At 47.2% G+C, this 22,984-nt stretch carries 29 protein-coding genes and 1 tRNA gene; 16 read left to right on the plus strand and 14 right to left on the minus strand.

Annotated elements, in window-relative coordinates; translation table 11 throughout:
* Nucleotides 1–152: 152 nt before the first annotated feature.
* From nadE to msrA, 3 genes are all read left to right on the plus strand, one after another.
* On the plus strand, nucleotides 153–893 hold the full coding sequence (gene nadE / locus M662_RS04485) for an NAD(+) synthase (protein ID WP_008632709.1): 741 nt from the start codon (nucleotides 153–155) through the stop codon (nucleotides 891–893).
* A gap of 12 nt (nucleotides 894–905) precedes the next feature.
* Nucleotides 906–1,469 (plus strand): cysteine hydrolase family protein, encoded by a 564-nt coding sequence (locus tag M662_RS04490; protein WP_008632707.1) that lies wholly within the window; start codon nucleotides 906–908, stop codon nucleotides 1,467–1,469.
* A gap of 63 nt (nucleotides 1,470–1,532) precedes the next feature.
* A complete protein-coding gene (gene msrA, locus M662_RS04495) occupies nucleotides 1,533–2,228 on the plus strand; it encodes a peptide-methionine (S)-S-oxide reductase MsrA (RefSeq protein WP_026578620.1) in 696 nt (231 codons plus the stop codon).
* A 36-nt stretch (nucleotides 2,229–2,264) separates the two neighbouring features.
* Here msrA and M662_RS04500 read toward each other — a convergent pair whose 3' ends face one another.
* From M662_RS04500 to M662_RS04515, 4 genes are read right to left on the minus strand one after another with little or no spacing between them, the layout of a single operon-like run.
* Nucleotides 2,265–2,426 (minus strand): hypothetical protein, encoded by a 162-nt coding sequence (locus M662_RS04500; RefSeq protein WP_161484930.1) that lies wholly within the window; start codon nucleotides 2,424–2,426, stop codon nucleotides 2,265–2,267.
* Nucleotides 2,427–2,484: 58 nt separating this feature from the next.
* The gene (locus M662_RS04505; protein WP_008632704.1) at nucleotides 2,485–2,799 is read right to left on the minus strand and encodes a DMT family transporter; all 315 of its coding nucleotides are present in this window, start codon (nucleotides 2,797–2,799) and stop codon (nucleotides 2,485–2,487) included.
* A 2-nt stretch (nucleotides 2,800–2,801) separates the two neighbouring features.
* Nucleotides 2,802–3,158: a DMT family transporter gene (locus M662_RS04510; RefSeq protein WP_442858824.1), complete on the minus strand. Its 357-nt coding sequence runs from the start codon at nucleotides 3,156–3,158 to the stop codon at nucleotides 2,802–2,804.
* The gene (locus M662_RS04515; RefSeq protein ID WP_008632702.1) at nucleotides 3,158–3,748 is read right to left on the minus strand and encodes a TetR/AcrR family transcriptional regulator; all 591 of its coding nucleotides are present in this window, start codon (nucleotides 3,746–3,748) and stop codon (nucleotides 3,158–3,160) included. Before M662_RS04515 ends, M662_RS04510 begins: the two co-directional genes overlap by 1 nt.
* A 185-nt stretch (nucleotides 3,749–3,933) precedes the next feature.
* Here M662_RS04515 and M662_RS04520 point away from each other — a divergent pair, with 185 nt between their 5' ends.
* Both M662_RS04520 and M662_RS04525 read left to right on the plus strand, forming a co-directional pair.
* A complete protein-coding gene (locus M662_RS04520; RefSeq protein WP_026578618.1) occupies nucleotides 3,934–4,140 on the plus strand; it encodes a DUF3006 family protein in 207 nt (68 codons plus the stop codon).
* 165 nt (nucleotides 4,141–4,305) lie between these two features.
* Nucleotides 4,306–5,019: a PAS domain-containing protein gene (locus M662_RS04525; protein WP_026578617.1), complete on the plus strand. Its 714-nt coding sequence runs from the start codon at nucleotides 4,306–4,308 to the stop codon at nucleotides 5,017–5,019.
* 47 nt (nucleotides 5,020–5,066) lie between these two features.
* On the opposite strand, the gene M662_RS04530 is transcribed toward M662_RS04525, so the two are convergent.
* Nucleotides 5,067–6,167 (minus strand): oxidoreductase, encoded by a 1,101-nt coding sequence (locus M662_RS04530; RefSeq protein ID WP_026578616.1) that lies wholly within the window; start codon nucleotides 6,165–6,167, stop codon nucleotides 5,067–5,069.
* A 123-nt stretch (nucleotides 6,168–6,290) separates the two neighbouring features.
* On the opposite strand from M662_RS04530, the gene M662_RS04535 reads away from it, so the two are divergent.
* On the plus strand, nucleotides 6,291–8,441 hold the full coding sequence (locus tag M662_RS04535) for an ATP-dependent helicase (protein ID WP_026578615.1): 2,151 nt from the start codon (nucleotides 6,291–6,293) through the stop codon (nucleotides 8,439–8,441).
* Nucleotides 8,442–8,466: 25 nt separating this feature from the next.
* On the opposite strand, the gene M662_RS04540 is transcribed toward M662_RS04535, so the two are convergent.
* Nucleotides 8,467–8,934, minus strand: coding sequence for a hypothetical protein (locus tag M662_RS04540; protein WP_026578614.1), 468 nt, complete (start codon nucleotides 8,932–8,934; stop codon nucleotides 8,467–8,469).
* 183 nt (nucleotides 8,935–9,117) lie between these two features.
* Here M662_RS04540 and M662_RS04545 point away from each other — a divergent pair, with 183 nt between their 5' ends.
* Complete coding sequence (locus M662_RS04545; RefSeq protein ID WP_008632687.1) at nucleotides 9,118–9,516, plus strand: GNAT family N-acetyltransferase; 399 nt, start codon at nucleotides 9,118–9,120, stop codon at nucleotides 9,514–9,516.
* A gap of 63 nt (nucleotides 9,517–9,579) precedes the next feature.
* Here the strand turns inward: M662_RS04545 and M662_RS04550 are convergent, their stop codons facing one another.
* The 7 genes from M662_RS04550 to M662_RS04580 form a co-directional block, all read right to left on the minus strand.
* Nucleotides 9,580–10,095 carry a DUF6241 domain-containing protein gene (locus tag M662_RS04550; protein WP_051348979.1) on the minus strand — a complete coding sequence of 172 codons (516 nt, stop codon included), beginning with the start codon at nucleotides 10,093–10,095 and terminating at the stop codon, nucleotides 9,580–9,582.
* A gap of 108 nt (nucleotides 10,096–10,203) precedes the next feature.
* Entirely contained in the window at nucleotides 10,204–10,974 is a 771-nt protein-coding gene (locus tag M662_RS04555) for an SDR family NAD(P)-dependent oxidoreductase (protein ID WP_008632681.1), read from the minus strand.
* 135 nt (nucleotides 10,975–11,109) lie between these two features.
* Nucleotides 11,110–11,433 (minus strand): YbjQ family protein, encoded by a 324-nt coding sequence (locus tag M662_RS04560; protein ID WP_008632680.1) that lies wholly within the window; start codon nucleotides 11,431–11,433, stop codon nucleotides 11,110–11,112.
* Nucleotides 11,414–11,599: a hypothetical protein gene (locus M662_RS04565; RefSeq protein WP_008632679.1), complete on the minus strand. Its 186-nt coding sequence runs from the start codon at nucleotides 11,597–11,599 to the stop codon at nucleotides 11,414–11,416. Before M662_RS04565 ends, M662_RS04560 begins: the two co-directional genes overlap by 20 nt.
* Entirely contained in the window at nucleotides 11,596–11,805 is a 210-nt protein-coding gene (locus M662_RS04570; protein ID WP_026578613.1) for a hypothetical protein, read from the minus strand. The genes M662_RS04565 and M662_RS04570 overlap by 4 nt, the downstream gene beginning before the upstream one ends.
* Nucleotides 11,802–12,119 (minus strand): YxlC family protein, encoded by a 318-nt coding sequence (locus M662_RS04575; RefSeq protein ID WP_026578612.1) that lies wholly within the window; start codon nucleotides 12,117–12,119, stop codon nucleotides 11,802–11,804. The genes M662_RS04570 and M662_RS04575 overlap by 4 nt, the downstream gene beginning before the upstream one ends.
* On the minus strand, nucleotides 12,112–12,618 hold the full coding sequence (locus tag M662_RS04580; RefSeq protein WP_026578611.1) for a sigma-70 family RNA polymerase sigma factor: 507 nt from the start codon (nucleotides 12,616–12,618) through the stop codon (nucleotides 12,112–12,114). Before M662_RS04580 ends, M662_RS04575 begins: the two co-directional genes overlap by 8 nt.
* A 384-nt stretch (nucleotides 12,619–13,002) precedes the next feature.
* On the opposite strand from M662_RS04580, the gene trpE reads away from it, so the two are divergent.
* From trpE to M662_RS04615, 7 genes are read left to right on the plus strand one after another with little or no spacing between them, the layout of a single operon-like run.
* Nucleotides 13,003–14,517: an anthranilate synthase component I gene (trpE, locus tag M662_RS04585; RefSeq protein WP_026578610.1), complete on the plus strand. Its 1,515-nt coding sequence runs from the start codon at nucleotides 13,003–13,005 to the stop codon at nucleotides 14,515–14,517.
* The gene (gene trpD, locus M662_RS04590; protein ID WP_008632674.1) at nucleotides 14,514–15,536 is read left to right on the plus strand and encodes an anthranilate phosphoribosyltransferase; all 1,023 of its coding nucleotides are present in this window, start codon (nucleotides 14,514–14,516) and stop codon (nucleotides 15,534–15,536) included. The genes trpE and trpD overlap by 4 nt, the downstream gene beginning before the upstream one ends.
* Nucleotides 15,529–16,293, plus strand: a complete 765-nt coding sequence (gene trpC, locus M662_RS04595) for an indole-3-glycerol phosphate synthase TrpC (RefSeq protein ID WP_008632673.1) — start codon at nucleotides 15,529–15,531, stop codon at nucleotides 16,291–16,293. Before trpD ends, trpC begins: the two co-directional genes overlap by 8 nt.
* Nucleotides 16,290–16,946, plus strand: coding sequence for a phosphoribosylanthranilate isomerase (locus tag M662_RS04600; protein WP_026578609.1), 657 nt, complete (start codon nucleotides 16,290–16,292; stop codon nucleotides 16,944–16,946). Before trpC ends, M662_RS04600 begins: the two co-directional genes overlap by 4 nt.
* Complete coding sequence (gene trpB / locus M662_RS04605; protein WP_008632670.1) at nucleotides 16,927–18,120, plus strand: tryptophan synthase subunit beta; 1,194 nt, start codon at nucleotides 16,927–16,929, stop codon at nucleotides 18,118–18,120. Before M662_RS04600 ends, trpB begins: the two co-directional genes overlap by 20 nt.
* 1 nt (nucleotide 18,121) lies before the next feature.
* A complete protein-coding gene (gene trpA, locus M662_RS04610) occupies nucleotides 18,122–18,922 on the plus strand; it encodes a tryptophan synthase subunit alpha (protein WP_008632664.1) in 801 nt (266 codons plus the stop codon).
* Nucleotides 18,923–18,956: 34 nt separating this feature from the next.
* Nucleotides 18,957–19,541 carry an anthranilate synthase component II gene (locus M662_RS04615; RefSeq protein ID WP_026578607.1) on the plus strand — a complete coding sequence of 195 codons (585 nt, stop codon included), beginning with the start codon at nucleotides 18,957–18,959 and terminating at the stop codon, nucleotides 19,539–19,541.
* Nucleotides 19,542–19,582: 41 nt separating this feature from the next.
* Here M662_RS04615 and M662_RS19530 read toward each other — a convergent pair whose 3' ends face one another.
* On the minus strand, nucleotides 19,583–21,610 hold the full coding sequence (locus M662_RS19530) for a methyl-accepting chemotaxis protein (RefSeq protein WP_081694941.1): 2,028 nt from the start codon (nucleotides 21,608–21,610) through the stop codon (nucleotides 19,583–19,585).
* Between the two features lie 184 nt (nucleotides 21,611–21,794).
* Here M662_RS19530 and M662_RS04625 point away from each other — a divergent pair.
* Nucleotides 21,795–21,867, plus strand: a tRNA-Ala gene (locus M662_RS04625).
* A gap of 204 nt (nucleotides 21,868–22,071) precedes the next feature.
* Nucleotides 22,072–22,971: a CsxC family protein gene (locus tag M662_RS04630; protein ID WP_051348978.1), complete on the plus strand. Its 900-nt coding sequence runs from the start codon at nucleotides 22,072–22,074 to the stop codon at nucleotides 22,969–22,971.
* Nucleotides 22,972–22,984: the final 13 nt, after the last annotated feature.

Consider the following 22,984-nt stretch of genomic DNA (forward strand, 5'->3'; position numbering starts at 1 on the left):
CTTTTCACTCCTTGAAAGGATTGCTATCCCTCATTATTGCGTAAATGCATAGAAATGAAAAGTTTTTTGTTTACCCTTCTATATGTTTATCTATTTGAAAAATAAGGAAAGTCACTTAGTAACATTCGTTATAGAAAGGTGTGGTGGAGTCTATGGAGGATCGAATTAATTATTTATGTGAATGGCTGCAGGGAAAAGTAGAGGAAGCGTCCATGGAGGGCGTATTAGTAGGGATAAGCGGAGGGATTGATTCCGCCGTCGTTGCTTTTCTAATTAAAAGAGCCTTTCCGGAACAATCATTAGGCGTTTTGCTGCCGATCCATAAGAAGATGGAAGAACAGAAGGAAGCCTTAGAGGTGGTGGAAGCGGCTGACCTCGACTATATAGGGATCGAGTTGACGGAGCCGTATTCGGTTACATACGATACGATCAAACAGCAGCTGCATTCCCGTGGGGATTGGAACCGGGATACCGAACGGCTTCGCGGGGCCAACCTACAGGCAAGGCTTCGAATGAGCACCCTCTACGCAGTGGCTGGTAATTACAATTATCTTGTTGTCGGAACTGACAATGCTGCAGAAGACTATACCGGTTATTTCACAAAATACGGGGATGGCGGAGTAGATTTGAATCCACTGCTCCATTTAAGGAAAGAGGAAGTGAGAGAAATGGCGGTAGCACTCGGAGTCCCCGAATCCATTGTGAAGAAAAAACCGAGCGCGGATTTGTGGGAAGGACAAACAGATGAAGAGGAACTCGGAGTCTCTTACGATGCCATCGATTCATTCTTGAAAGGGAAAGACATTGAGGAAGAGGCAGAACAGCAGTTGAAAGAGCGGCATCGAAAGACGCAGCATAAGCGGGAAGTTCCAGCCGCTCCGGAACCATTTTAAGGAGGGTGGATGATGAAAGAGGATAAGAAGACGGCCTTACTGATCATAGACATGATCAACAAAATGGATTTTGATGGTGGTAATGATTTGTTGGAACAGACACTTCCGATTACGGATACCATCCTTTCTTTAAAGGAAGAAGGAAGGTCAAAAGGAGTGCCGGTCATCTACGTGAATGACAACTTCGGGCTGTGGCAGGACAACGTGCCCGATTTGATTGAAGAATGTAAGCAGGGGATCGGTAGACCGGTCATTGAGCGGATGCTTCCGGAAGAGGACGATTATTTCATTATTAAACCGAAGCATTCCGGATTTTTCGGTACACAACTCCATATTCTGCTGCAACAGTTGGGGGTGGAGAGATTAATATTGACCGGGGTCGCCGGTAATATTTGTGTTCTTTTTACAGCTAACGATGCTTATATGAGAGGGTACGATTTGTGGGTGCCGAGAGATGGAGTGGCTTCCGAATGTGCCGAGGATAATGAGAACGCGTTCCGAATCATAGAACGTTCACTGTCGGCAAACACAGGGAAGACGACTGAAACCGGTTGGGATCATGCTTTTTATTCCTGAGCGCACTGTCTATCCCCCAATTTCTCTCTCCCATGTTATATTGTAAGGGAGAGGAGAGGTCGAATGAGGAAATATAGGAAGCGTTGGGTTGCAGTCATTGTGCTTCTTTTGCTTGCTGTCTTCCTGGTTCCAGAAGGATATGCTTATTTGACCCAGAGAAGCGGCGGAAGTGAGGCTGTAACGGAAGAGGATATCCCTGAAGGATACGAAACCGCTGTTTTCGCCGGCGGCTGCTTTTGGTGTATGGAGCCGCCTTTCGAGAAATTGAAAGGGGTGAAGGAAGCAGTCTCCGGTTATACAGGAGGGCATACAGAAACGCCTAGTTACAAAGAGGTATCTGCCGGGGATACCGGTCACGTCGAAGCTGTGCAAGTCTATTATGATCCGGATGTCCTCTCTTATTCTGATCTTTTGGAAGTATTCATACGACAAGTAGATCCTACTGATACCGGAGGTCAGTTCGTCGATCGAGGCTCTTCTTATAAAACAGGGATTTTCTATAAGAGCGAAGACCAACGGAAGAAGGCAGAAGCTTTCCTTGCTTCTCAGCAGGACTCCGGTCGATTCACCGAGGAGATCGTGACCCCGATTCAAGAAGCGGGGGCATTTTACCGTGCGGAAGAGTATCACCAGGATTACTATAAAAAGAACAAGCTCCGCTACGAGTATTACCGCGGAAATTCCGGACGGGATGACTATCTTGAGAAAACATGGGGAGAGGATCGGGACGTGGACCTTCCCTATAAAGCAGAGCCATAAAAAAAGGAAAGCCGGAATCCCGGCTTTCCTTTTATTTTAGTAGTTTTTCACTTCTTGAGGTGCAGAAGGTCTGGCATCAGGATGATCCAAACTCGTGTACCCTATATAGCTGAAACCAACGACAATCAACATAAGAATACCGACTAATACTTTTCGCAATTTCCGTTCCCCCATCGATGCTGTAACAATAGGCTGCACTGCAGCTTCTTCTTATTTTACGTGCTTAATAGCGATCATTCAAGCACTATTGTCACATTTATGAGACTAATTTCAATCCGATGACGCCTGCTATGATACAACCCACAAAGGCTATTCTTTTTGGATTGATTTGTTCCCGGAAGAATAGTATTCCCAACAACACTGTTCCAGCAGATCCGATTCCTGTCCAGATGGCATAAGCCGTTCCGATCGGAAGCTCTCTTAGAGACAATGATAAGAAATAGAAGCTCGTCGCCCCGGCCAGAACTGCAAAGACCGCCGGCCGTTTTTTCTTGAAACCTTCCGACAGCTTAAGAAAGAACATCGCTACCATTTCTCCCATACCAGCCAAAATTAAAAATACCCATGCCATCCTTATCCCTCCTGGTGTTGGACTTCCTCGGTGGTTGGCGAGGAGTCACTCATTTTCAATCCGATAATACCGACAATTAAAAGAACAATAAAAAAGACCTTTCCCGGGCCGCCGCCATCGCCGAGAAGTGTCATTCCGAGAATCGCTGTTCCCGCTGCACCAATACCTGTAAAAATCGCATATCCCGTACCAATATCAAACATGGTCAACGCCTTCGTAAAGAAAGAAAAGCTGATCAAAATCCCGATCACTGTTAACGTAGAGAACAATGGATCCGTAAAGCCTTCTGATAATTTCAATCCAATCGCCCAACCTATTTCAAATATAGCTCCTACGAGCAGATAGAACCATGCCATCATTACTCCTCCTTCTCCGGGCATTGGACGCCCAGCCAGAAAACTTCCCAGCTCGCCTCCTGCCGCTTATGAAATACTTCCTTGTCATAAAAGTTCTCTTCCAGGAATAGACCGTTAGTAAGGGTGTAAAAGGCAGAAGTCAGCTGTTCCGTCGGAAGTGGACGGATGACTTTTTCTTTAATTCCCTGTTCTAAAATCGGTACGAGAATGTCTGTCAGTGTTTTCTCGATCATCAGAAACACTTCCTGGATGTCATCAGAGAAGTCCTCCGGCGGAAAGAAAGTGACCCGCTTGAAGAACATTCCCTCCGTCGAATTCGACATATGATCCAAATACGTACAATACAGGTGCTTAAGCCGTTCGGCTATCGTATGATCCTTAGAAAGCGAGGTTTCTGAAATCAAATAATCGGATTCCCGCTCGGCCACGTGATATAAAACGCTCAAAAAAATGGCTTCTTTATTGTCAAAGTGATTATAAATGGAAGGTTTCTTAATTCCTACCGCATCCGCTATGTTTGCCAAGGTCGTATTCTCATATCCCTGGTTGGCAAAGAGCGTCAGACTCTCTTCCATAATGTTTTCTTTCGTCATGTGATCACTTCCTTATCATTCAACTAACTAACGTTTGTTAGTCTATCTTATCACGGTCATAGAACGATGTCCAGAGCAGGGGTTTATTCGACATGTTTAGCTATAAGTAGACAGGGGTAAGGGTAGGTAAGAGCCGCCTGGCGCAGGAAAGAAGGGTGGACCAACTACAGAAGGGGATTGGACCGGTGAACCAATACAGACTGGATCGATACGAAGGTAACTATGCTGTCTTAGTTGAAGATTCTGAACGGAGAAATGAACTTTCTGTCTTGAAGGAACGATTAATTGGATTTGTAAAGCCCGGCGATTGTCTTGAAATCGAGTTCGACTCGATCGGGAACCTAAAACATGTAGCTATCATATCCAGATTGGAACAAATGGAAAAGGCGTAAAAGCATCCTTCTTGCGGGTGCTTTTTTTATTTGCACAGAAAGCCGACCTTTAGAATAAGAATGCATCTTTAATTATACTAATTTTTCAGAAAATTATGTCGAATTATCTTGATTTTCCAAGTGTACCCCCATCATAATGAAAGTATGAAGACAGGGGGGTTCCGGATGCTTATGCAGAATGCGATGGATCTTTTGGACGAAGGGGTCTTGATTTCGGATAAGCAATATAGAATAGCCTACGCCAACCCAGCTTATGGACGGATATTTGAACTGGAGATGGAGGAGATCATCGGCAGGAAGTTTTCTGAGCTGTACCCGGACAGCGACATGCTGGAACTTGCAGTCGGAAATGATGCGAGGGAAGAAGTAGCAGAGAAGCAGCATCGGATCCGAGGGAAAGAGGTCGTACTGGAGTGGTTCACCAAGTCATTTCGTGAGGACGGGGAAGTGTACATCCTTGCAAGGGTGAGGGATAAAACCGCAGAAAAGGAAAAGGAAGATCGACTGACCTATATTATAGAAGAAATGACGGTCAATATTGTAACGATCGCCAAAGGGTTCGGGCTGCTCCCGCTGCAGCCTATTTTACGGGAAGCCCAAAAAGAAACCCTGTTGACGCGTGTGCCTGCCGCCTGTCAAAAAAAACAAATAGACAGACTCGCCATCCAATTCGCCAGTATTACTTCTATTGACGAAGCCTGGGGCGACCTGCTAAGGCGTCTGATCCAGAACCTTCAGCTTCTTGGAGTAGAGGTGGCGCTTGCAGGTCTAAGGCCGGAAGTGGCGATGCAGTTTACAAATTATAGAATAAGACTGGACGGTGTTCGTACGTTCCGAAACCTTCAACAGGCAACCCGCTATTATTATGGACAATCCTGACTGACAACAAGAGCCGAACTCCCTGTATGGGGGCTCGGCTCTTGTTGTTATCTCCATTCCTGTTCTTTAATATCAGCCTGGGGAAGCATAATGCTTTGGAAATCAAAGGCTTCCAGCGATTCTCCGCGTCTGATCTTGTCAGGGGCATCAGGGTTTTGCAAAGCGCTTGTGCCGAGACTGATAAAATCAGCCTCTTCTCCATTAATCAGTCTTGCTGCTTTTTCCGGGTCCTGAAGCTGGCCGTTTGCGATGACCGGTAGCCCGCTGAACGTTTTGGCGGCAGCCGCCATGGACATAGATCCTTCACCAAAGCCGGGCTGGGTGCCGTCTTTATCTGTAACATGAATAAAGTTCAGAGAGCTGTCTCCCAAGTCTCCGAAAATTGTGCGCGCATCCGTTTCTCCTAACGCCCAGCGGTGTTCGCCATCCGAAGCTTTTCCTTGAGAAATTCTTATCCCGACGAGATAGTCACTGCCGACAGCCTGTCTGACTTCCTCTATGACTTCCAGTGCAAAACGAAGCCGGTTCTTCGTTACTCCTCCGTACTCGTCCTCTCTTTGGTTAAAATAATCAGTAAGGAATTGATCGATTAGATAACCATTCGCACCATGGATCTCCACACCATCGAATCCGGCTTCCTTCGCCAGGCGTGCAGAAGTCGCGAAAGCCTTTTTGACGGATGCGATGTCTGCTTTGTTCATTGCCCTCGGTGTTGAGAACGCACCATTTCCACCATAGAAAGAAAGCTGGTCCCCTTTTGGTGCCACTTCGGAAGGAGCGATGGTTTGATCCTTATAGGCGTTACCTTGGGACTGAGCCCCGGCATGCATAATTTGGGCGATGATCCGGGTTCCGTGCTTTTGAACCCCTTGGATAATCGGCTTCCAAGCATCCCTGTGATTCTCATCGGCAAGGCCTGGTTGATTGGCATACCCTTGCGAATAGGACTTATCGGGGTAAATTCCTTCCGTGATGACAGCGCCGAACCCACCGGCTGCAAATCGTTCGTAATAGTGCTTCATTCGGTCTGTCGCTATTCCGTTATCAGCTGCGCTGATTCTCGTCATTGGTGCGACGACGTACCTGTTCGGGAAGTGTGTATGATGCACTTTCTTTTCTGTGAATAGAGGTTGTACCTTGTCCTTCATTGTCTCTCATCTCCTTCTTCCTTCCTCGTTTCCTCTTTTGGTCATTCTCAAACAGTCGGATCATGGGAATAGTCCCCGAATGTGCTATAATACAAACAAATGTTCTTGAAAAGGAGAAGCACGATGGAGAAGTTATTGAACGGATTGAACCCTTCCCAGCAGGAGGCGGTCGCATCCACGGAGGGATATGTGCGTGTTATCGCGGGGGCAGGGTCAGGAAAGACGCGCGCTTTGACAAATCGATACGCTTTTCTTGTCGAAGAGCTCGGAATCGACCCCGGTAATATATTGTCGGTGACGTTTACGAATAAGGCAGCCAATGAGATGAAAAAACGAGTCAAAAAATTAATCGGCGGGGAGCAGGATACGGGCTTCATCACCACCTATCATGGATTCTGTGTCCGTATTTTAAGGGAGGATATCCACCGCTTATTCTATCCGAAGAATTTCGCCATTCTGGATGTAGAGGATCAGAAAGTGCTGCTTCGGGAAGTATTCGAAGAGCTTGAACTGAAGATGAACGAGAAGACATTCAAGCGGATATTGGACAAAATCGGTATCCTGAAGGGGAATACACATTACGTCCAACAGATGATACTCCGGGGTAAGATGCCCGATTCGGAAGCATCCGGCGATTTGGACGGTCAGATTATCCAACGTTACTTGAAAAAGCAGAAACGGGTATATGGACTTGACTTTGATGACTTGTTAAATTTCGTCTTCGTCCTGTTTGATCAATATAAAGAAGTGTTGGAGAAATGGCAGGAGCGCCTTTACTATCTCCAGGTGGATGAATTTCAGGACAGCAGTCTGAAACAGTTCGAACTTGTGCGTATGCTTTCCGATAAACATCGGAACCTGTTTGTCGTAGGCGACCCGGATCAAACCATCTATGAATGGCGGGGAGCAGACCCGAAATATATGGTCGACTTTGAAAACTATTTCCCTGAAGCTCAGACCATTTTTCTAAACGAAAATTATCGCTCGACTCCGGAAATTCTGTCCTTGGGGAATGCGCTGATCCAGAATAATTATTTTCGCGTCGATAAGCAGATGACCCCTGTCCATCCATCCGGGGTCAAGGTTCTCCACTATCATGCCAAAGACGAAGTCAAGGAAGCGAAATGGGTGAAAGATAGAATTCAATCCATTCTTCAAAAGGAGGGCGGGCGACGTTCGGATATCGCCATCCTGTATCGGGCGAATTACTTATCCCGTTCCGTCGAGCAGGAATTGATTGCTGCCAATATTGATTACACGATCTATGGCGGCTTCAAATTCTTCGAACGTATGGAAATTAAAGATGCGCTTGCACACTTGCGAATGATCGCCTGGGGAGATGATCTTTCCTTTGCGCGGATTATCAATGTTCCGAGAAGGCAGATTGGGAAGAAGCGGATGACCTTTCTTCGTCAAAGGGCGGAAAAGGACGGGACGACTCTTTATGAAACATTGAAAAAATATCAGGAGGATCCTTTGTTCCTGAGAACAGGAGCAGCTTCCTTTATTGAATCAATGGAGCATCTTCGATCCATTCAGAAAGAGAGAAAAGTTTCGGAGCTTTTGCAGGAGTCCATGCAGTCTACCGGTTATGAAGCATACAGGCGTGAAGACGGGGACCAGGAACGGCTTGATAATCTGGCGGAACTCCTTCATTCCGTCGTGCAGTATGAACAGATGGCGGGGGAAGCTATACACCTCGATGAGTATCTTCAAATGCTGGCGTTATATACCGAAAACGACCGGGAGGAGCAAAAGGATTCCGTCAAACTGATGACGATTCATACAGCGAAAGGACTTGAATTCCCTTACGTATTTCTGATCGGGTTGTCAGAGAATATTCTTCCTAATGTCCGGGCGCTCAGGGAACGGAAAGAACGGGCCCTTGAAGAAGAGCGTCGCCTTGCTTACGTAGCCGTCACCCGGGCGGAGAAGGAACTGTATCTGACGGAATCGGAAGGCTTTCAGAACGGAGGGCAGAAGAAATACCCTTCCCGTTTTCTGTTCGAAGTGGAAGAAGGTCTTTATGAGAGTATTGGAGAAATGGATCCTTCCTTACGGGAGGAGGCAGAAGAATATATCCGTGCTGCCTACCGCGCTCCGGAACCGACCGATAGCGGCTTTAAGAAGGGCGAGCGGGTGAAACACCCGGTCTTCGGTGAAGGCGTTATTGAGGAAATCGATGGGAAGAGGAACAATTATATGATTTTCTTTGACCGTCTGAAGGCTCCGCGGCCGATCAGTCGAAACTTTAAAAAACTTGAAAAAATATAAAACAGCCGCTCAGCGGCTGTTTTTTTTAAATCGAATTTGCGATATTCATTGCTTGTTCTGTCCGGTCCTCTCCTGTTCCGTTATATTCCACTTGATAAATGACATCAGAGTCGGACTCATACCACTCGACGAATACGGTATCGTTTCTTTCTTGAACACCGGCTACTGCTCCATTGTTAAGAGGTATCTGCAGCTCGGATTCCTGAAGGATGTTACCTGGCTCATAGATCGTATGCACGGCTGCTCCCGTTTCTTTCTTTGATCCGTATACGATTGTAACGGTGTCTGAATCTATACTTGCCTGGACATCAGAGACGTCAAAGGGCAGCTTATCCGGAAGTCCCAGTCGCTCCTTCTGACTGTCTGATAAAGCCTGGATAGGTTCCGCGAATGTGTCCGGGTGTGCTTCCTCCAAATCCTGCAAACCTAAGTCTTGGGAAGAACAGGCGGCAAGCAGAAGCAGAGAAATAATCAGGATGGAACGCTTAAACATGTCTTATCCCCCTTGAATAATTCGAAAAAGTCCGATAATATTTTAACATAACCCTTATGATAATGCGCATGTAAAGGGCTGGTAAAATTAAAAAAGAGATAAAGTAGGAGAGAAATAGAATCTACAATGACTGGGTGACGGCAGAAGGGAATCAACATCCTATAAGAAGAAAGGTTGGATTTTATGAATTCCATTCAAGTCCGCTCATTTCTAGAACACGACATCGATGCCGTTCAACAGTTGAACGAAAAGGAAAACTGGAAAGTCCTTGTGGATCGGGCCGAGGAGACTCTGTGTTCCTGGCTGAATTCAGAGCCCGCGCTTGTTGCCGTTTCCGATGGGGAAGTCATCGGTTACCTGCGCGGCCTTACCGATGGCACGATGACCCTTTATATCTGTGAGCTGCTCGTTAAGGAAGAGTATCGGAATAACGGCGTGGCGCAGCAGTTGTTGCGCACAGCACATGAGTGTTATCCCGAAACGAGGATGGAGATGCTGGCAACAGAAAGCTCTGCCTCTTATTACACAGGACAGGGTTTTCGTAATTTCGCCGGCTTCCGGAAGACTGCAGAAGAATTGTAGAACCAAAGAAACGCCCGGACACACGGTCCGGGCGTTTTTTTGTCTTGGTGCAGGTACAATCTATTACTGGTGCTTTTCTATATATTGGACTTCTTCTTGTTCGGTCAGCAGGCCAGTCGCTTTTCCTACATTACCATTTTGAAGGTTCCAAATGGTGTTGTGATCGGAGACGGCATGGGAGTAATCATCGTTCTTCCAGCGCGTCAAAATCTCTGTATACGTGTCCCCATGCTGTAATTCAGAAGAGGCGGTGTGTTGAAGCAGCCAGTCGATCCGCTCGGGATGGATGACGTAGTTCGTCCACTTCTTATCTGCTTTGACCTTCTGGTGAGACATGGCGTGGATGTACTGCTGGTAATCGGAATCCGTCAAATCACCACCGGCCTTTTCGTCTCCGAAAGGATTCTTCTTTTCTTTCTCGAATTGTTCGACTTCCTCGGTTACGGTCTGTTCGGCAGACTGTCTGGTCGTCTCCATTTCTTCTGCCGTCATCGTTTCTTCCTGGCTTGCGAAGTAGTAGGCAGCCGCTCCGACAATGAGGACGACCCCTGACAATATCCCGATGATCCACTTCTTCATAAGATCCCCCTTTAATCCCTTTCATTTCCATAATATCTCTATTATAGAGAAAAAAGATTCAGGGCGAAAGGTTTATCGGGGGAATCTCTCTATTTGTGATGCATACTCTTAACGGTCGACATAGTGTGCCAGTTTGGCGGCAAGAGAGCGGGGGAGTAGTTTTGAAGCGTAGGCCATCCCTTGATTTGCCATTCCGGGAATGACGACGCGCTTCCCTTTTACGAAGCCTAGAAACCCGGATTTAGCAACGGTCTCCGGCTTCATAGTGCTGTAGACGAGCTTCGTATGCTCTGCTTTCGCTCTTTTGAAGAATTCTGTCTCCGTTGCACCTGGACAGAGAGTTGTGATTGTCACACTTGTATCTCTGCACTCTTCGACAAGAGCTTCGGAAAAGGATAGTACGTAAGCTTTGGACGCATAGTAAACGGCCATTCTAGGGCCTGGCTGGAATGCAGCTGTGCTCGCTACATTGAGGATCCCCTTCGGTATCGAACGGAACCGCGCCGCTTTGATTTCAGGCAGGAACAAGTGAGTCAGTTCTGTTAAAGCATTCACATTGACCTGCAGCATCTGCTGCTGATCGGCAAGGGGGAGTTCATCAAATATTCCGTTTAAACCGAACCCGGCATTGTTGACCAACACGGTAATCGTCAGTCCGAGTTCTTTTACCCGGTCATAAATCTGTTGGGCAGCACCTGGCTCGGAAAGATCCTGGACAATTATGGTGACGGGATGTCCGTCCAATTCCTGTTTTAACGCTTCCAGCCTGGCCTCTGATCTTGCTACGACAATCAGGTTGTACCCGGACTTTGCAAAGAGGCGGGCGAGTTCGTACCCGATTCCTCCGGAAGCACCGGTAATGAGTGCAGTTGGTTTCATACGTCTCTCTCCTTTATAACTTCTCTTGGATTGCTAATAGTCTATACCCAAATACTGAATTCTACAAATCAAGCCCCTGTACTCCACTCAATGGGAGTTGACAGGGGCTAATGTTGTTTCTTGTATTCCTTGAGCTTATTCTTTGGGTTTAAGAGTCACAGCGGTCCCATATGCCATTATTTCTGAAGCAGAGTTTGTAACCGTAGAAGTTTCCAGGCGGACGGCGATTACCGCATCCGCACCTTTTTCTTCTGCGTGTTTGATCATGCGCCCGATAGCCTGCTGACGGGCTTCGTCCATCATTGCTGTATAGTCTTTAATTTCTCCTCCGACGACGTTCTTTAACCCGGCAAGGATGTCGCGTCCGATATGCTTCGACTGAACGGTGCTTCCCCGGACGAATCCTTTCATAGCTGTAAGATCATACCCATGTACAAAATCAGTAGTCACGATAATCATTAAATGGTTCCTCCTTTTTACGCTCCTGCGCAAGTAAAAATAATATAGTGAACAACCCTGCATACGAGCATGCGATAAGAATCAGCCCCGTCCATAGATGGAAGAACAAGGAGACGTATCCTGCGATCTGCAGTAAAAGACAAGCGAATACAAGATTGATTTTCAACGCGTCTCCCTCCAGACCGTGCGCCGCAGGATGAAAAACAGAATGCTCGGTACCGGAAATTGAATGATGCCGATCAGCCCCCAGAACCACGGAGCTTTATCGATTCGCCTTGCTTTTATAAAAAGAATCGAGCTTTGGGTAAGCAAGACCGTTCCAAGAAGCAGAAATCCCCATAAAGGGATATCTTCAGGCCCGTATTGTTTCATGATGTCACCACCGTTCGCCGCTTTTCACGAAGGGCATACACACACATGCTCCCGACAGCAATAATCTGGATGATAAGGAACAAGGATGGGAACATGATAAACGTGAACGATAAGGCGGAAAGACCGATGGCTGCCACCAGCCACAGACATACAAGTTCTATCCATAACCGCTGGTACCAACGCCTGGAATGTTCTTCTATCCAAGCTTCAAATTGATGAAAGGAAGGTTCATCCACTTCCAAATAGTCATCGATTTTTTTGCTCGTTTCGTGAAGATGCTGTTCAATCAGACGTTTCTTATTATTATCATTCATCGATATTAAGCTCCTTCCGTAAACGGTCCAGGCCATAGTGAACACGTGATTTGACCGTGCCGGTTTTCAGTTTTAACAGGTTAGCGATTTCTTCATATTCGTAACCGTAATAATGCTTCAGAAGGATGGGGATACGATGCTTCTCTTCCAGCTTCCATATGGCCGTTTGGGTTTCGAACCATTCTTCGGGTACTTTGGCAGCTTCGATATGATTGATTTCATGCTCATGAAGGAACCGGGTATTCTTGTGCTTCTTTTTCATATCAAGGAAGGTATGCGTTGCAATCTGCAGCAGCCATGTGGAGAAGCTGGCATTCCCTTTATACTGATGGATCTTTCGGATCGCTTTCATGATTGTTTCCTGGGTAATGTCATAAGCCAGTTGTTCCTCCCCGCACATCTTCCAGGCGTATTTGAACAAGAAGCTGTAGTGATCTTTCAGCAGCCCTGCTAAAGCTTTGTTGTCCCCTTGGGCAGCTCTTATTCTCTCAAGGTCCATGGGCATCCCTCATTTCCTATCTGCCTATACGACGAATGAACCCTGTCATCCGTTCAATTTTTTTCTTTCTTTTCTATTTATGCAGACCTATCCGTGAAAAGCGGCGGTTCCTGCTTCTTCTTATTGTTTACTACAAATCATGGAAACATCGCTGTTGACTTTGAAGTCTGAATTTTATAGACTGTGAGAAAGCTTAATAAGCAAGTTGAGATGAGAATGAGTTGAGTTGAGGTTAGAGTGAGCTGAGCCGAGAGAGCGAGGAATCGTCGGACGAAGGAGCTGACCGATTGCCTGGCCGTAAGTAAGTATTCAATGACAACCCCCCACTCGTTTTATCACCCTCAACGTCTCATTCTCCATACTACTATGGAGAGGTGAGCCTTTTTGACTACTTTTGAAGCATTTCAAAGCGATGCATCCCTGTATCGCACCATCCCAATTACTAAATCCTTTTACACGGATACGTTAACACCTATCCACATGTTTCACGCTTTAAATAACGAAGCGGTATATATGCTCGAGAGCCAGGATCCGGAATCACCCTGGTCGAACTATTCTTTTATTGGCTTAGATCCAATGATTGAATTAAAAGAAATGGACGGCACGTTCTATATTACAGATTTCCAGACGAAGCAGGAAGAAGAAGCGCCTTCTTTCAAAGCAGCTTACGAAAAGGTGTTGGAGGATCTGCAGGTGAAACCGGCTGAAGATAGCGATCTCCCTTTTAAAGGAGGAGGTGTCGGCTATATCAGCTATGACGCAATATCCGATTATGAACCGGTTCCAAGAGCCGAGGAAGCTGGAAGTCTTGCGAATTATCATCTGCTGTTCTGCCAGACTTTAATCGCTTATCATCACAAAACGAAGCAGACGACGATCTTGTCCTTTGCAAGGCTCGGAAGCGGCGGTGAAGAGAACCTGACAAGTGCCTATGAAGATACACTGGGAAGGATCGAGAAAGTCCAATCCCGCTTGGCGAAGGCTCCTGGTCTGCCGGACTTGATGATGCAGGAAGAGGCGGAGTCTGAAGAAGAGATGGAATGGGACAGCAATTATGAACCGGACAAATTCAAAGCGGACGTGGAACGTATTAAAGAATACATTCTGGCGGGTGATGTCTTCCAGACTGTACTTTCCCAGCGCTTCCACACGGTAACGGACAGGAGCGGATTTGAACTGTACCGCGTTCTTCGGAATGTGAATCCATCCCCGTACATGTTCTATTTGAAGATGGGCGGCGTGGAAGTCATCGGAAGCTCTCCGGAGCGCCTTCTTGAAGTAAGAGACAGGAAGCTTGAAATCCATCCCATAGCAGGAACAAGGAAGAGGGGCCGGACCAAGGAGGAAGATGACCGCCTTGCAGAAGAGCTGATGAAGGATGAAAAGGAACTGGCTGAGCACCGGATGCTTGTGGATCTGGCCAGAAACGATATTGGTCGAGTAGCCGAATACGGATCGGTTCAGGTCAGTGAATATATGACGATTGGTCGTTTCTCCAAAGTGATGCACATCATAAGTAAAGTGATTGGTGAACTGAAAGAGGATGTATCACCGATTGATGCCCTTATTTCTTCCTTTCCGGCAGGAACGTTATCCGGAGCTCCGAAAGTCCGCGCTATGCAGATATTGCGGGAGCTCGAACCGACTCCGAGAAATCTATACGGCGGCGGCATCTTATACCTCGGGTTCGACGGTAACATCGATTCATGTATAACGATCCGGACGATGACGCTTATGGGACGGGATCTATACGTCCAGGCAGGGGCAGGAGTGGTGGCTGACTCCGATCCCGAAGCAGAGTATCAGGAGACGCTGAACAAAGCGAGTGCTTTGAAGCGGACGATTCAATTAGCAGAGAAGGTTTTTGAGAAGAGCGGAGAAGGAGTGGAGATGAGATGAAAGAGCTATTAAATAGAGTTGTATCAGGGGAAGTAATGGATGAGCAGCAGGCGTTCGAAACGATGAACGGTATCATGCAGGGCGAGGTTACGACAGCCCAGTTGACGAGTCTTTTAAGCATCATGCGTTTCCGCGGGGAGACAGTGGAAGAAATGACAGGATTCGTCCGGGCGATGCGTGCCAACATGACGAAGCTGGATGTCCATGATTCCACCATCATCGACACATGCGGTACCGGAGGGGACGGTGCATCTACGTTCAATATCTCCACGGCCGTATCGATCGTGCTTGCAAGTATGGGTGTCAAAGTTGCCAAACACGGAAACCGAAAAGTTTCTTCCAAGAGCGGGAGCGCAGATGTACTGGAGATGCTTGGTATTCCAATCGATACAACACCGGCAGAAGGAGCGAAGGCTCTGCAGGATAAAGGAATGACTTTCCTTTTCGCACCATTGTATCATCAGGCAATGAAACATGCAGGCCCGGCGAGGCAGGAACTTGGATTCCGGACGATATTCAACCTCCTCGGACCTATGTCAAATCCAGCCAATGCCAAACGGCAGCTGATTGGCATTTACTCCACGGATTATGCAGAGAAGATGGCCGAAACGCTGAAAGAGCTCGGATCCGAACGAGTGCTGCTTGCTACGGGCAGAGACGGTCTGGATGAAATAACGATAACAGGCGTGACGGATATAGTTGAACTGAACGAAGGGTCTATCACCCGATATACGATCACTCCGGAAGACTTCGGGTTATCAAGGGGATCCCTTGACGATATTAAAGCATCCGAACCCTCGGAAAGCGCAGCAATCATCAAAGAGATTTTCTACGGAGAATCAAACCAAAGCGCCGTCGATATAGTCAAAATGAACGCGGCTGCCGGCCTGTACGTGGCAGGAAAAGCTGATGACCTTCACGAAGGAGTAAAGCAGGTCGAAGAAGCTCTTCGAACAGGAGTGACCAAAGATTACTTTGAATCCATTGTAACGGAAAGGGAGAATCGTCAATATGCTTGAAACCATCTTGGCAGTCAAACAGCAGGAAATTGAAAAAATGTATTTACCGGAAGAACAAACATACAGGAAATATTCTCTGCATGAATCCTTGAAAACTTCCCCCTATAGAGCGGGACTGATCGCAGAAGTGAAAAAGGCTTCTCCGTCGAAAGGGATTATTCGTGAAGACTTTAATCCTGTGAAGATCGCGCATGATTACAATCAAGCGGGAGTCCAGGCGATTTCTGTTTTGACGGATCAGCATTTCTTCCAGGGGCACCGGGATTACTTATCTTCCATAAAACAGGTGGTCGATGTACCCGTACTTAGGAAAGACTTCCTCATCGATCCCATACAAATCGTAGAAAGTGCTTCTATTGGAGCGGATGCGGTCCTTCTGATTGGAGAAGCGATGGAAGCACGGGCCCTGCACGAACTTTATCTGCAGGCATATGAACTTGGAATGGAAGTGCTAGTGGAAGTGCATGGGGAAGAAACGCTGGAGGGATTGTTGAAGCAGTTCACCCCTGAAATACTCGGCATCAACAACAGGAATCTGCATACGTTTGAAACGAAGCTTTCTCAGACAGAGCGGATGGCGAAGCTTGCTCCGGCAGAAGCTCTTCTTGTTTCGGAAAGCGGCATTTTCACGCATGACGACTTACTTGCCGTATCCAGCTTCGGAGCAGAAGGAATCCTCGTCGGTGAATCGTTGATGAGACAGCAGGACATAGGCAAGGCTGTTCAAGTGCTGATGGAAGGGGAAGATGTCCGATGAAGGAGCCGATTGTCAAACTGTGTGGAAACCGGTCGCTCTCGGATGTCGCCAAGACTACTTCCTCGGAAGCGACGCATTTAGGTTTCATTTTCGTCAGAAGAACGAAAAGGTATGTTCGTCCGGAAGCCGTCGCCCGCTGGATCAGGAAGATCCGGCCAAAGCAGAAGCTTGTCGGGGTTTTCATTGAACCGACACTTGAGGAACTGGAACAGATTCTTCATTTTGTTCCACTTGACGTTATACAGCTCCATGGAAACGAAACCGTATCCCAGCTCCTGCGCATTAAAGAAGCATTCGGCCTTCCGGTTTGGAAGGTCATTCATCATCAAGAGAACGGGATGAACCAAATGGAGATTTTTCAAGGAGTTGCCGACGGGTATGTGATCGATTCTAAAGTGGATGGTCAAGCGGGCGGAACCGGCGTTCGATTCGATTGGGAAGCTGTTCCTTCCTATCAGAGCGCTGCTTATGAGCAGGGCGTTCCCTGTCTTATTGCAGGTGGAATAAGGCCGGAAAACGTGGCAGAGCTTCTTACTTACGACCCGGATGGGATCGATCTGTCCAGTGGTATCGAATCCAATGAAACAAAAGATATCGGCAAGATTCAAGCAGTCATGAAAGAGGTGGAGCGTAATGTTGCAAGTATTACCTGATATAAAAGGCCGTTTTGGTGATTTCGGAGGGAAATATGTTCCGGAAACACTGATGGGTCCCCTTCAAGAGTTGGAAGATGCATTAGATGAAGCATTGAACGATTCATCCTTCATGGAGGAGTATCACCATATATTAAAAGAATACGCCGGCAGACCTACTTCCCTTACCTTTGCAGATAAGATAACGGAACATCTCGGCGGGGCGAAAGTGTATCTGAAGCGGGAGGACCTGAATCATACCGGCGCCCACAAGTTGAACAATGCCGTCGGACAGGCCCTGTTGGCGAAGCGTATGGGCAAGAAGAAAATCATCGCCGAAACGGGTGCTGGCCAGCATGGCGTCGCCTCTGCAACGGTGGCGGCAAAGTTCGGTCTGGAGTGTAAAGTGTTCATGGGCGAAGAGGATATCCGCCGGCAGGAGCTTAACGTATTTAGAATGAAGCTGCTCGGCGCAGAAGTCATTTCCGTGTCAAGCGGAAACGGCACGCTTAAAGATGCGACGAACGAAGCTATACGATACTGGGTAGCCAACTGTGAGGACCATTTTTATTTGATCGGTTCTGTCGTGGGACCTCATCCGTATCCGAAGATGGTCCGTGATTTTCAGCGTATTATTGGGGATGAATCGAAGCGGCAATTCCTTGAGGCGGAGCCGGAGCTGCCCGACCGTATTTACGCCTGCGTAGGCGGAGGAAGCAATGCTATGGGTATGTTTTATCCTTTCTTGGAAGATGAATCGGAGTTGATCGGCGTGGAAGCGGCAGGCAAAGGGGTGGAGACACCAGAGCATGCGGCGACATTGACGAAAGGGACGCCCGGCGTCATCCATGGTTCTCTTACTTATTTGATGCAGGATGAGAATGGCCAGATTACAGAGCCGTATTCGATTTCCGCAGGACTTGATTATCCCGGAATCGGACCGGAACACGCACATCTTTTCCAAACGAAGCGTGTGCGTTACGAATCGATTACGGATCAGGAAGCATTGGATGCCTTGAAATTGTTGACGCAAACGGAAGGAATCATACCGGCTATTGAAAGTGCTCATGCACTTGCCCAGGCGTTCAAGGAAGCCGGGTCGATGAAACCGGAAGAAACGATTCTCATTAATTTGTCCGGTCGGGGCGACAAAGATATGGCGACATTGATGGAACACTTCCAGGAGGAGGTATGACATGCTTACGAAAACAGCGTTCCAAGGTAAATTGACGAAAACAGAAGACTTATTTATTCCTTTCATCGTTGCAGGTGATCCGGCCCCCCAATACACTATAGACTTTGCTCTTAGACTCCAAGCGGAAGGAGCGGACATCCTTGAACTTGGCGTCCCTTATTCGGACCCGCTTGCAGATGGTCCGACTATCCAGCGCGCCGCCAAGCGCGCTTTGAAGAGCGGTATGTCTTTGAGAAAAGCGATAGAACTGGTCCCGGCATTGCGGGACAACGGGGTGGAAATACCGGTTGTCATTTTCACCTACTACAATCCTGTTCTGCAGATTGGACATAAAGACTTCTTCGATAAGCTGGAAGCAAACGGAGTAGAAGGGGTGCTCATTCCTGACCTTCCATTTGAGGAGAGTGCAGAGGTACGGAGCATGGCTGAAGAGAGAGGCATTGAATTCATTTCCCTTGTCGCTCCGAACTCCGATCAACGGATCAAGCAGATTGCAGAGAATGCAAAAGGCTTTTTGTACTGCGTTTCTTCACTTGGAGTCACAGGAGAACGGAATGACATGTCCGGAGAAGCGCTCTCCTTCATTGAAAAAGTGAGAGAACACAGCAAGGTCCCGGTTGCGGTCGGTTTCGGCATCTCCACTAACGAGCACGTGAAACTTGTGCGTCATCATGCGGATGGAGTCATTATCGGAAGTAAAATCATCCGTTTGATCGAAGAAGAGTTGCAGCACGTAGAAGCCGGCCGTAGAGATGAAGCTCTTGATAACTTTACTAAAGGCATCCGTGACCTGGTCGAATAGTCGCTGCCGGCACAGCTGAGAGGAGTGGAGCAGAGTGATATACATGATTGACCATTATGATTCTTTCACTTATAACCTTGTGCAGTATTTAGGGGATTTGGGAGAGGAGATCATCGTCAGAAGAAACGATGAAGTATGCTTGAGTGAAATTAAAGAATGTAACCCTGATCTGATTTTCCTTTCGCCGGGACCTTGTTCTCCGGATGAAACAGGGATGACGCTGGACGTCATCGCTGCATTCAAGGACAGCATTCCTATATTCGGTGTCTGTCTCGGCCACCAGTCAATTGCTCAGGTGTTCGGGGGGAAGGTGGTTCGTGCAGACCGCTTAATGCACGGGAAATCATCCCTCATCCACCATGACGGCCGTGGTATTTATGATGGATTGAATAATCCGATGGAAGTGATGCGCTATCATTCGCTGATAGTGAAGCAGGACGGAGTGCCGGAGGATTTTGAAGTCACATCGAAGACTGCGGAAGGAGAAATCATGGGAATCCGTCATAAGGCTCTTCCTATAGAGGGCGTCCAGTTCCATCCGGAATCGATCGGCACGGCAGACGGCAGGAAGCTGCTGGAGAATCTTATTAAGCAGCGTGCGAAAGCATTATTATCATAAGAAAAGCCTCCCATTGACCGGGAGGCTTTTTCTTATGAGGTTCAATCGACTTTGAATCGTTTTATTTGATCGTTCAGTACATTCGATAGCTCTGCTAAGTCTTCGGCGCTGTTCGATACTTCTTCCACAGAACTGTTGGACTGCTGGGCCGCTGCGGTGACCTGTTCGACACCGGCGGCGGATTCTTCCGAAACAGAAGCCACTTCTTCAATCGATGTATTCATTTCATAACTGTCTTCCGAGATCTTTTGGAGCTTTGCAGAAATTTCCCGTGTGCGCGCCACCATATCTGTGACAGAATGCTGAATTTTATCAAAGGTTTCCCCGGTTTGTTTCATCAGGGTGGTACCTTGATCGACCTCTTTGTATCCATTCTGAAGAGTAGCGGCCACCTCCCCGGATTCCGTTTGGATCGTATCGACAATTGATGTGATATCTTCGACAGAATGAGAGACCTGCTCGGCGAGCTTGCGGACTTCATCAGCAACGACGGCGAATCCTTTCCCATGCTCCCCTGCTCTTGCTGCTTCAATAGCTGCATTCAGAGAAAGGAGGTTCGTCTGGTTGGCGATATCCTGAATGACTTGGACAAGTTTTGAAATCTGCTGGGATTGACTGTCTAAGCCCCGAACCTTATCAACAGATTCTTTGACGATGCGGTCTATTGTCTGCATTTGATCGACAGAATGACGCATCATGTCACTGCCTTCGTTCGTCATGCGAAGAACTGATCCAGAGGACTCCGAGATTCCCTTGCCATTCTCATAAGCCTCCCGTATTTCCGTGGTGAAAGCTTCCATCATTTCTGATAGTTTGGAAGAACTGTGGGCCTGTGATTCCGCGCCTGCTGACAGCTGTTCCATCGTAGATGCAATCTGCTCACTACCTTCCTGTACTTCGTTTGCAGAAAGCCTCAAACCGGAACTTTGTGTGCGGACAGATTCTACCGCACCTTGAAGTTGGAGGATGATTTGTCTGATTCCTTCTTTCATTTCATGAGTGGATCCCGCCAATTGACCGATCTCATCCTCTCGATTCTGTCGAAGATCAATGGTGAGGTTGCCCTCTTCTACTTCCTTCATTTGTGACTGCAGTCGGACAATCGGCTTGCGGATTCTTCTTGTAATCAATGTAGCGGCTATGATCGACAACAATAAAATGATCAGGACTGTAATGGCAATCGGAATAATGATGGCGGCACTTTGCTGTTCGAGATCCGCTTTATCGACCGTTCCGATTATGATCCATCCGGTTATATCATTCTTTGAGTAGCCGAGTGTCTTATCTTTTCCTTCATATTCATAAGAAATAACGCCTGACTGTTTGTTTTGATTCATAATAGAAGTATAAAAGCTGTTTTCTGTAATATCCGTTCCGACAAGGTCTTCCTGCGGGTGGGAGATGAATATGCCGTTTTCTGCAAAAATAGCAGCATAGCCGGAATCTGCGATTTTCACGCCATCGATCAGACGGAGGAGGGAGCTCATATTGATATCGATAGAAAAGACGCCGACGAGCTCGTCACCGTTTTGCACCGCTTTAGCTACACTCATAATGGTCTCTTCCGTATTTACATCCAAGTACGGTTCCGTCCAGACGAGAGAACCGGCATTGTCCACGGCATCCTGATACCACGGGCGTGTGCGCGCATCGAAGTCATCGGGGAGCTTCAGTTCATCGTCGGACACAGTCGTTCCTTCCGATTCCATACCTACATACGCATTTTGGACAATATCATTGGAGGCGCGTATGTCATTGAGCTCTTCTATGACCGCATCAGGATCTGATTCTATATTTAAGAATTCCTCCTGGCCGGAATAGTAATTGATCGTATCTTCCTGTGCTTCGAGGAAAATATCGAAGGACTGACTCAACGTCTTCATTTGTTCTTCCACATTGTCTGTGAGCTCTGCCGTCGTGTTATCCACGCTGAAGGAATAGCTGGCAATGCCGACGACAATGCCGGCGATGACAATTAACGTAAGAAAAGGAATCAAAATCTGCCGCTGAATCGTCTTTGTGAAAATGGATGGACGCTGTTTCTTCTTGCTCTTCTCTTTCTTCTTCATTGGTACCCTCCCGTATTACTTTCTTTGTGTTCTCCCAGTGCTTTCTTCTCTCTTGTATCGGCATCGGATTAAGAGTTGTAAAGAGGATGTTTCTATGAGAGCGTTATCTAATTAAAATAAATGAAAAGATTAGTATTGAAAGTGGGGAAGGAAGGTGCTATTATATTAATTGTCTTCAAAATACGGGGCATTAGCTCAGCTGGGAGAGCGCTACACTGGCAGTGTAGAGGTCAGCGGTTCGAGCCCGCTATGCTCCACTTCGAAATAAAAAAGCACTTGCAGATGCAAGTGCTTTTTTATTTCTTCTATGATTCTCTTTTAACGATTACCTGCCTATTTCTCTATATTTCCCATGTAAATTACTATATGTCCATCATTTGACTATACCAACACTGCCTCTCTGACATACATAATAATAAGTCAATAAATTTGGCTTTATATTATTTCAAGGAGAGAAAGCGATGTATATTTACGATCCAAACAGTCAGTCTTTCAGATCTAACCGCCTGTCCGGGCTTGGTGGCTGCAGCCGTACAAACGGAACAAATGCCGCAGGTCAACCATACGGCGGATATGGCCTGCGTCAACCAGGAAACTTGGCTGGCGGTACGACTGGAACAGGGAAATTCTACCCCGAAAGGAAAAACAGCTGTTCAAAGCAATATCCAGAGTGTGATATTGCGGAAACAGTAAGCGTCAACTGTAATTCGGAAGGCTTTGGAGGTGGATTCTTCCTGCCGGTCGTTCTTCGTGATGTGGAATTGCAGGCACTTGTTGAGTCTGAAATTACCCTTCCTACGGCTGCACGTGAAATCAAAAACGTACGCCGAAACGTGTACTTGACTCAGTGTAAAGCGATCCCGTCTATCGCTACGGAAGCTTCCGTCAACGTATTCGTGTCTGGTTATATCCACAAGAATATTCAGTATGTAGAAGAGTGCAGCGGGTACCTGCAGGATTACTCTGTAGAAGTTCCATTCAGCTGCAACCAAACAGTGGAGATTGAGAACTTCCCGACACAATTCTTCAGTGAAAAGTCTACAAGCACAGGAGAGAGAATCTTCGTTGACAAGAAGGGCATGGGAGGCGACCATTGTGTATCCGGCGGACTTACGTTCGAATACTACAACGAGCCGATCGAATGCCGTCTTTTGTTCAGTGCGGTAAACGACATTGACTTGTATAAGCATGTCGACAAGTGGGGCCGTTTCTGTAAGATTGTAGAAAAAGCAGAAGTATTGCTTATCTTCCGTCTGATTCAGTCTCAGCAGTTCGATGAGCTTCCTGATGGAGAAGAGCCTGGTGCGCAGAATCAAGCGACACAAGGACGCATCCAGAATAAAATGAACAGAGGCAGATAATTATCTGCAAGGG

This window comes from Bacillus sp. SB49, assembly GCF_000469135.2.
Lineage (GTDB): Bacteria > Bacillota > Bacilli > Bacillales > Halobacillaceae > Halobacillus.

What these genes read in the sequence shown, in the direction of transcription:
- M662_RS04560 (WP_008632680.1), bottom strand. Translation starts at nt 11,433, where the DNA reads ATGATTATCGTGACTACTGATTTTGTACATGGGTATGATCTTACAGCT.
- M662_RS04600 (WP_026578609.1), top strand. Translation starts at nt 16,290, where the DNA reads ATGAAGGAGCCGATTGTCAAACTGTGTGGAAACCGGTCGCTCTCGGAT.
- msrA (WP_026578620.1), top strand. Translation starts at nt 1,533, where the DNA reads ATGAGGAAATATAGGAAGCGTTGGGTTGCAGTCATTGTGCTTCTTTTG.
- trpA (WP_008632664.1), top strand. Translation starts at nt 18,122, where the DNA reads ATGCTTACGAAAACAGCGTTCCAAGGTAAATTGACGAAAACAGAAGAC.
- M662_RS04555 (WP_008632681.1), bottom strand. Translation starts at nt 10,974, where the DNA reads ATGAAACCAACTGCACTCATTACCGGTGCTTCCGGAGGAATCGGGTAC.
- M662_RS04530 (WP_026578616.1), bottom strand. Translation starts at nt 6,167, where the DNA reads ATGAAGGACAAGGTACAACCTCTATTCACAGAAAAGAAAGTGCATCAT.
- M662_RS04545 (WP_008632687.1), top strand. Translation starts at nt 9,118, where the DNA reads ATGAATTCCATTCAAGTCCGCTCATTTCTAGAACACGACATCGATGCC.
- M662_RS04490 (WP_008632707.1), top strand. Translation starts at nt 906, where the DNA reads ATGAAAGAGGATAAGAAGACGGCCTTACTGATCATAGACATGATCAAC.
- trpB (WP_008632670.1), top strand. Translation starts at nt 16,927, where the DNA reads ATGTTGCAAGTATTACCTGATATAAAAGGCCGTTTTGGTGATTTCGGA.
- M662_RS04515 (WP_008632702.1), bottom strand. Translation starts at nt 3,748, where the DNA reads ATGACGAAAGAAAACATTATGGAAGAGAGTCTGACGCTCTTTGCCAAC.
- trpC (WP_008632673.1), top strand. Translation starts at nt 15,529, where the DNA reads ATGCTTGAAACCATCTTGGCAGTCAAACAGCAGGAAATTGAAAAAATG.
- M662_RS04580 (WP_026578611.1), bottom strand. Translation starts at nt 12,618, where the DNA reads ATGGACCTTGAGAGAATAAGAGCTGCCCAAGGGGACAACAAAGCTTTA.
- M662_RS04540 (WP_026578614.1), bottom strand. Translation starts at nt 8,934, where the DNA reads ATGTTTAAGCGTTCCATCCTGATTATTTCTCTGCTTCTGCTTGCCGCC.
- trpD (WP_008632674.1), top strand. Translation starts at nt 14,514, where the DNA reads ATGAAAGAGCTATTAAATAGAGTTGTATCAGGGGAAGTAATGGATGAG.
- M662_RS04510 (WP_442858824.1), bottom strand. Translation starts at nt 3,158, where the DNA reads ATGATGGCATGGTTCTATCTGCTCGTAGGAGCTATATTTGAAATAGGT.
- M662_RS04505 (WP_008632704.1), bottom strand. Translation starts at nt 2,799, where the DNA reads ATGGCATGGGTATTTTTAATTTTGGCTGGTATGGGAGAAATGGTAGCG.
- M662_RS04525 (WP_026578617.1), top strand. Translation starts at nt 4,306, where the DNA reads ATGCTTATGCAGAATGCGATGGATCTTTTGGACGAAGGGGTCTTGATT.
- M662_RS04630 (WP_051348978.1), top strand. Translation starts at nt 22,072, where the DNA reads ATGTATATTTACGATCCAAACAGTCAGTCTTTCAGATCTAACCGCCTG.
- M662_RS19530 (WP_081694941.1), bottom strand. Translation starts at nt 21,610, where the DNA reads ATGAAGAAGAAAGAGAAGAGCAAGAAGAAACAGCGTCCATCCATTTTC.
- M662_RS04575 (WP_026578612.1), bottom strand. Translation starts at nt 12,119, where the DNA reads ATGAATGATAATAATAAGAAACGTCTGATTGAACAGCATCTTCACGAA.
- nadE (WP_008632709.1), top strand. Translation starts at nt 153, where the DNA reads ATGGAGGATCGAATTAATTATTTATGTGAATGGCTGCAGGGAAAAGTA.
- M662_RS04570 (WP_026578613.1), bottom strand. Translation starts at nt 11,805, where the DNA reads ATGAAACAATACGGGCCTGAAGATATCCCTTTATGGGGATTTCTGCTT.
- M662_RS04550 (WP_051348979.1), bottom strand. Translation starts at nt 10,095, where the DNA reads ATGAAGAAGTGGATCATCGGGATATTGTCAGGGGTCGTCCTCATTGTC.
- M662_RS04535 (WP_026578615.1), top strand. Translation starts at nt 6,291, where the DNA reads ATGGAGAAGTTATTGAACGGATTGAACCCTTCCCAGCAGGAGGCGGTC.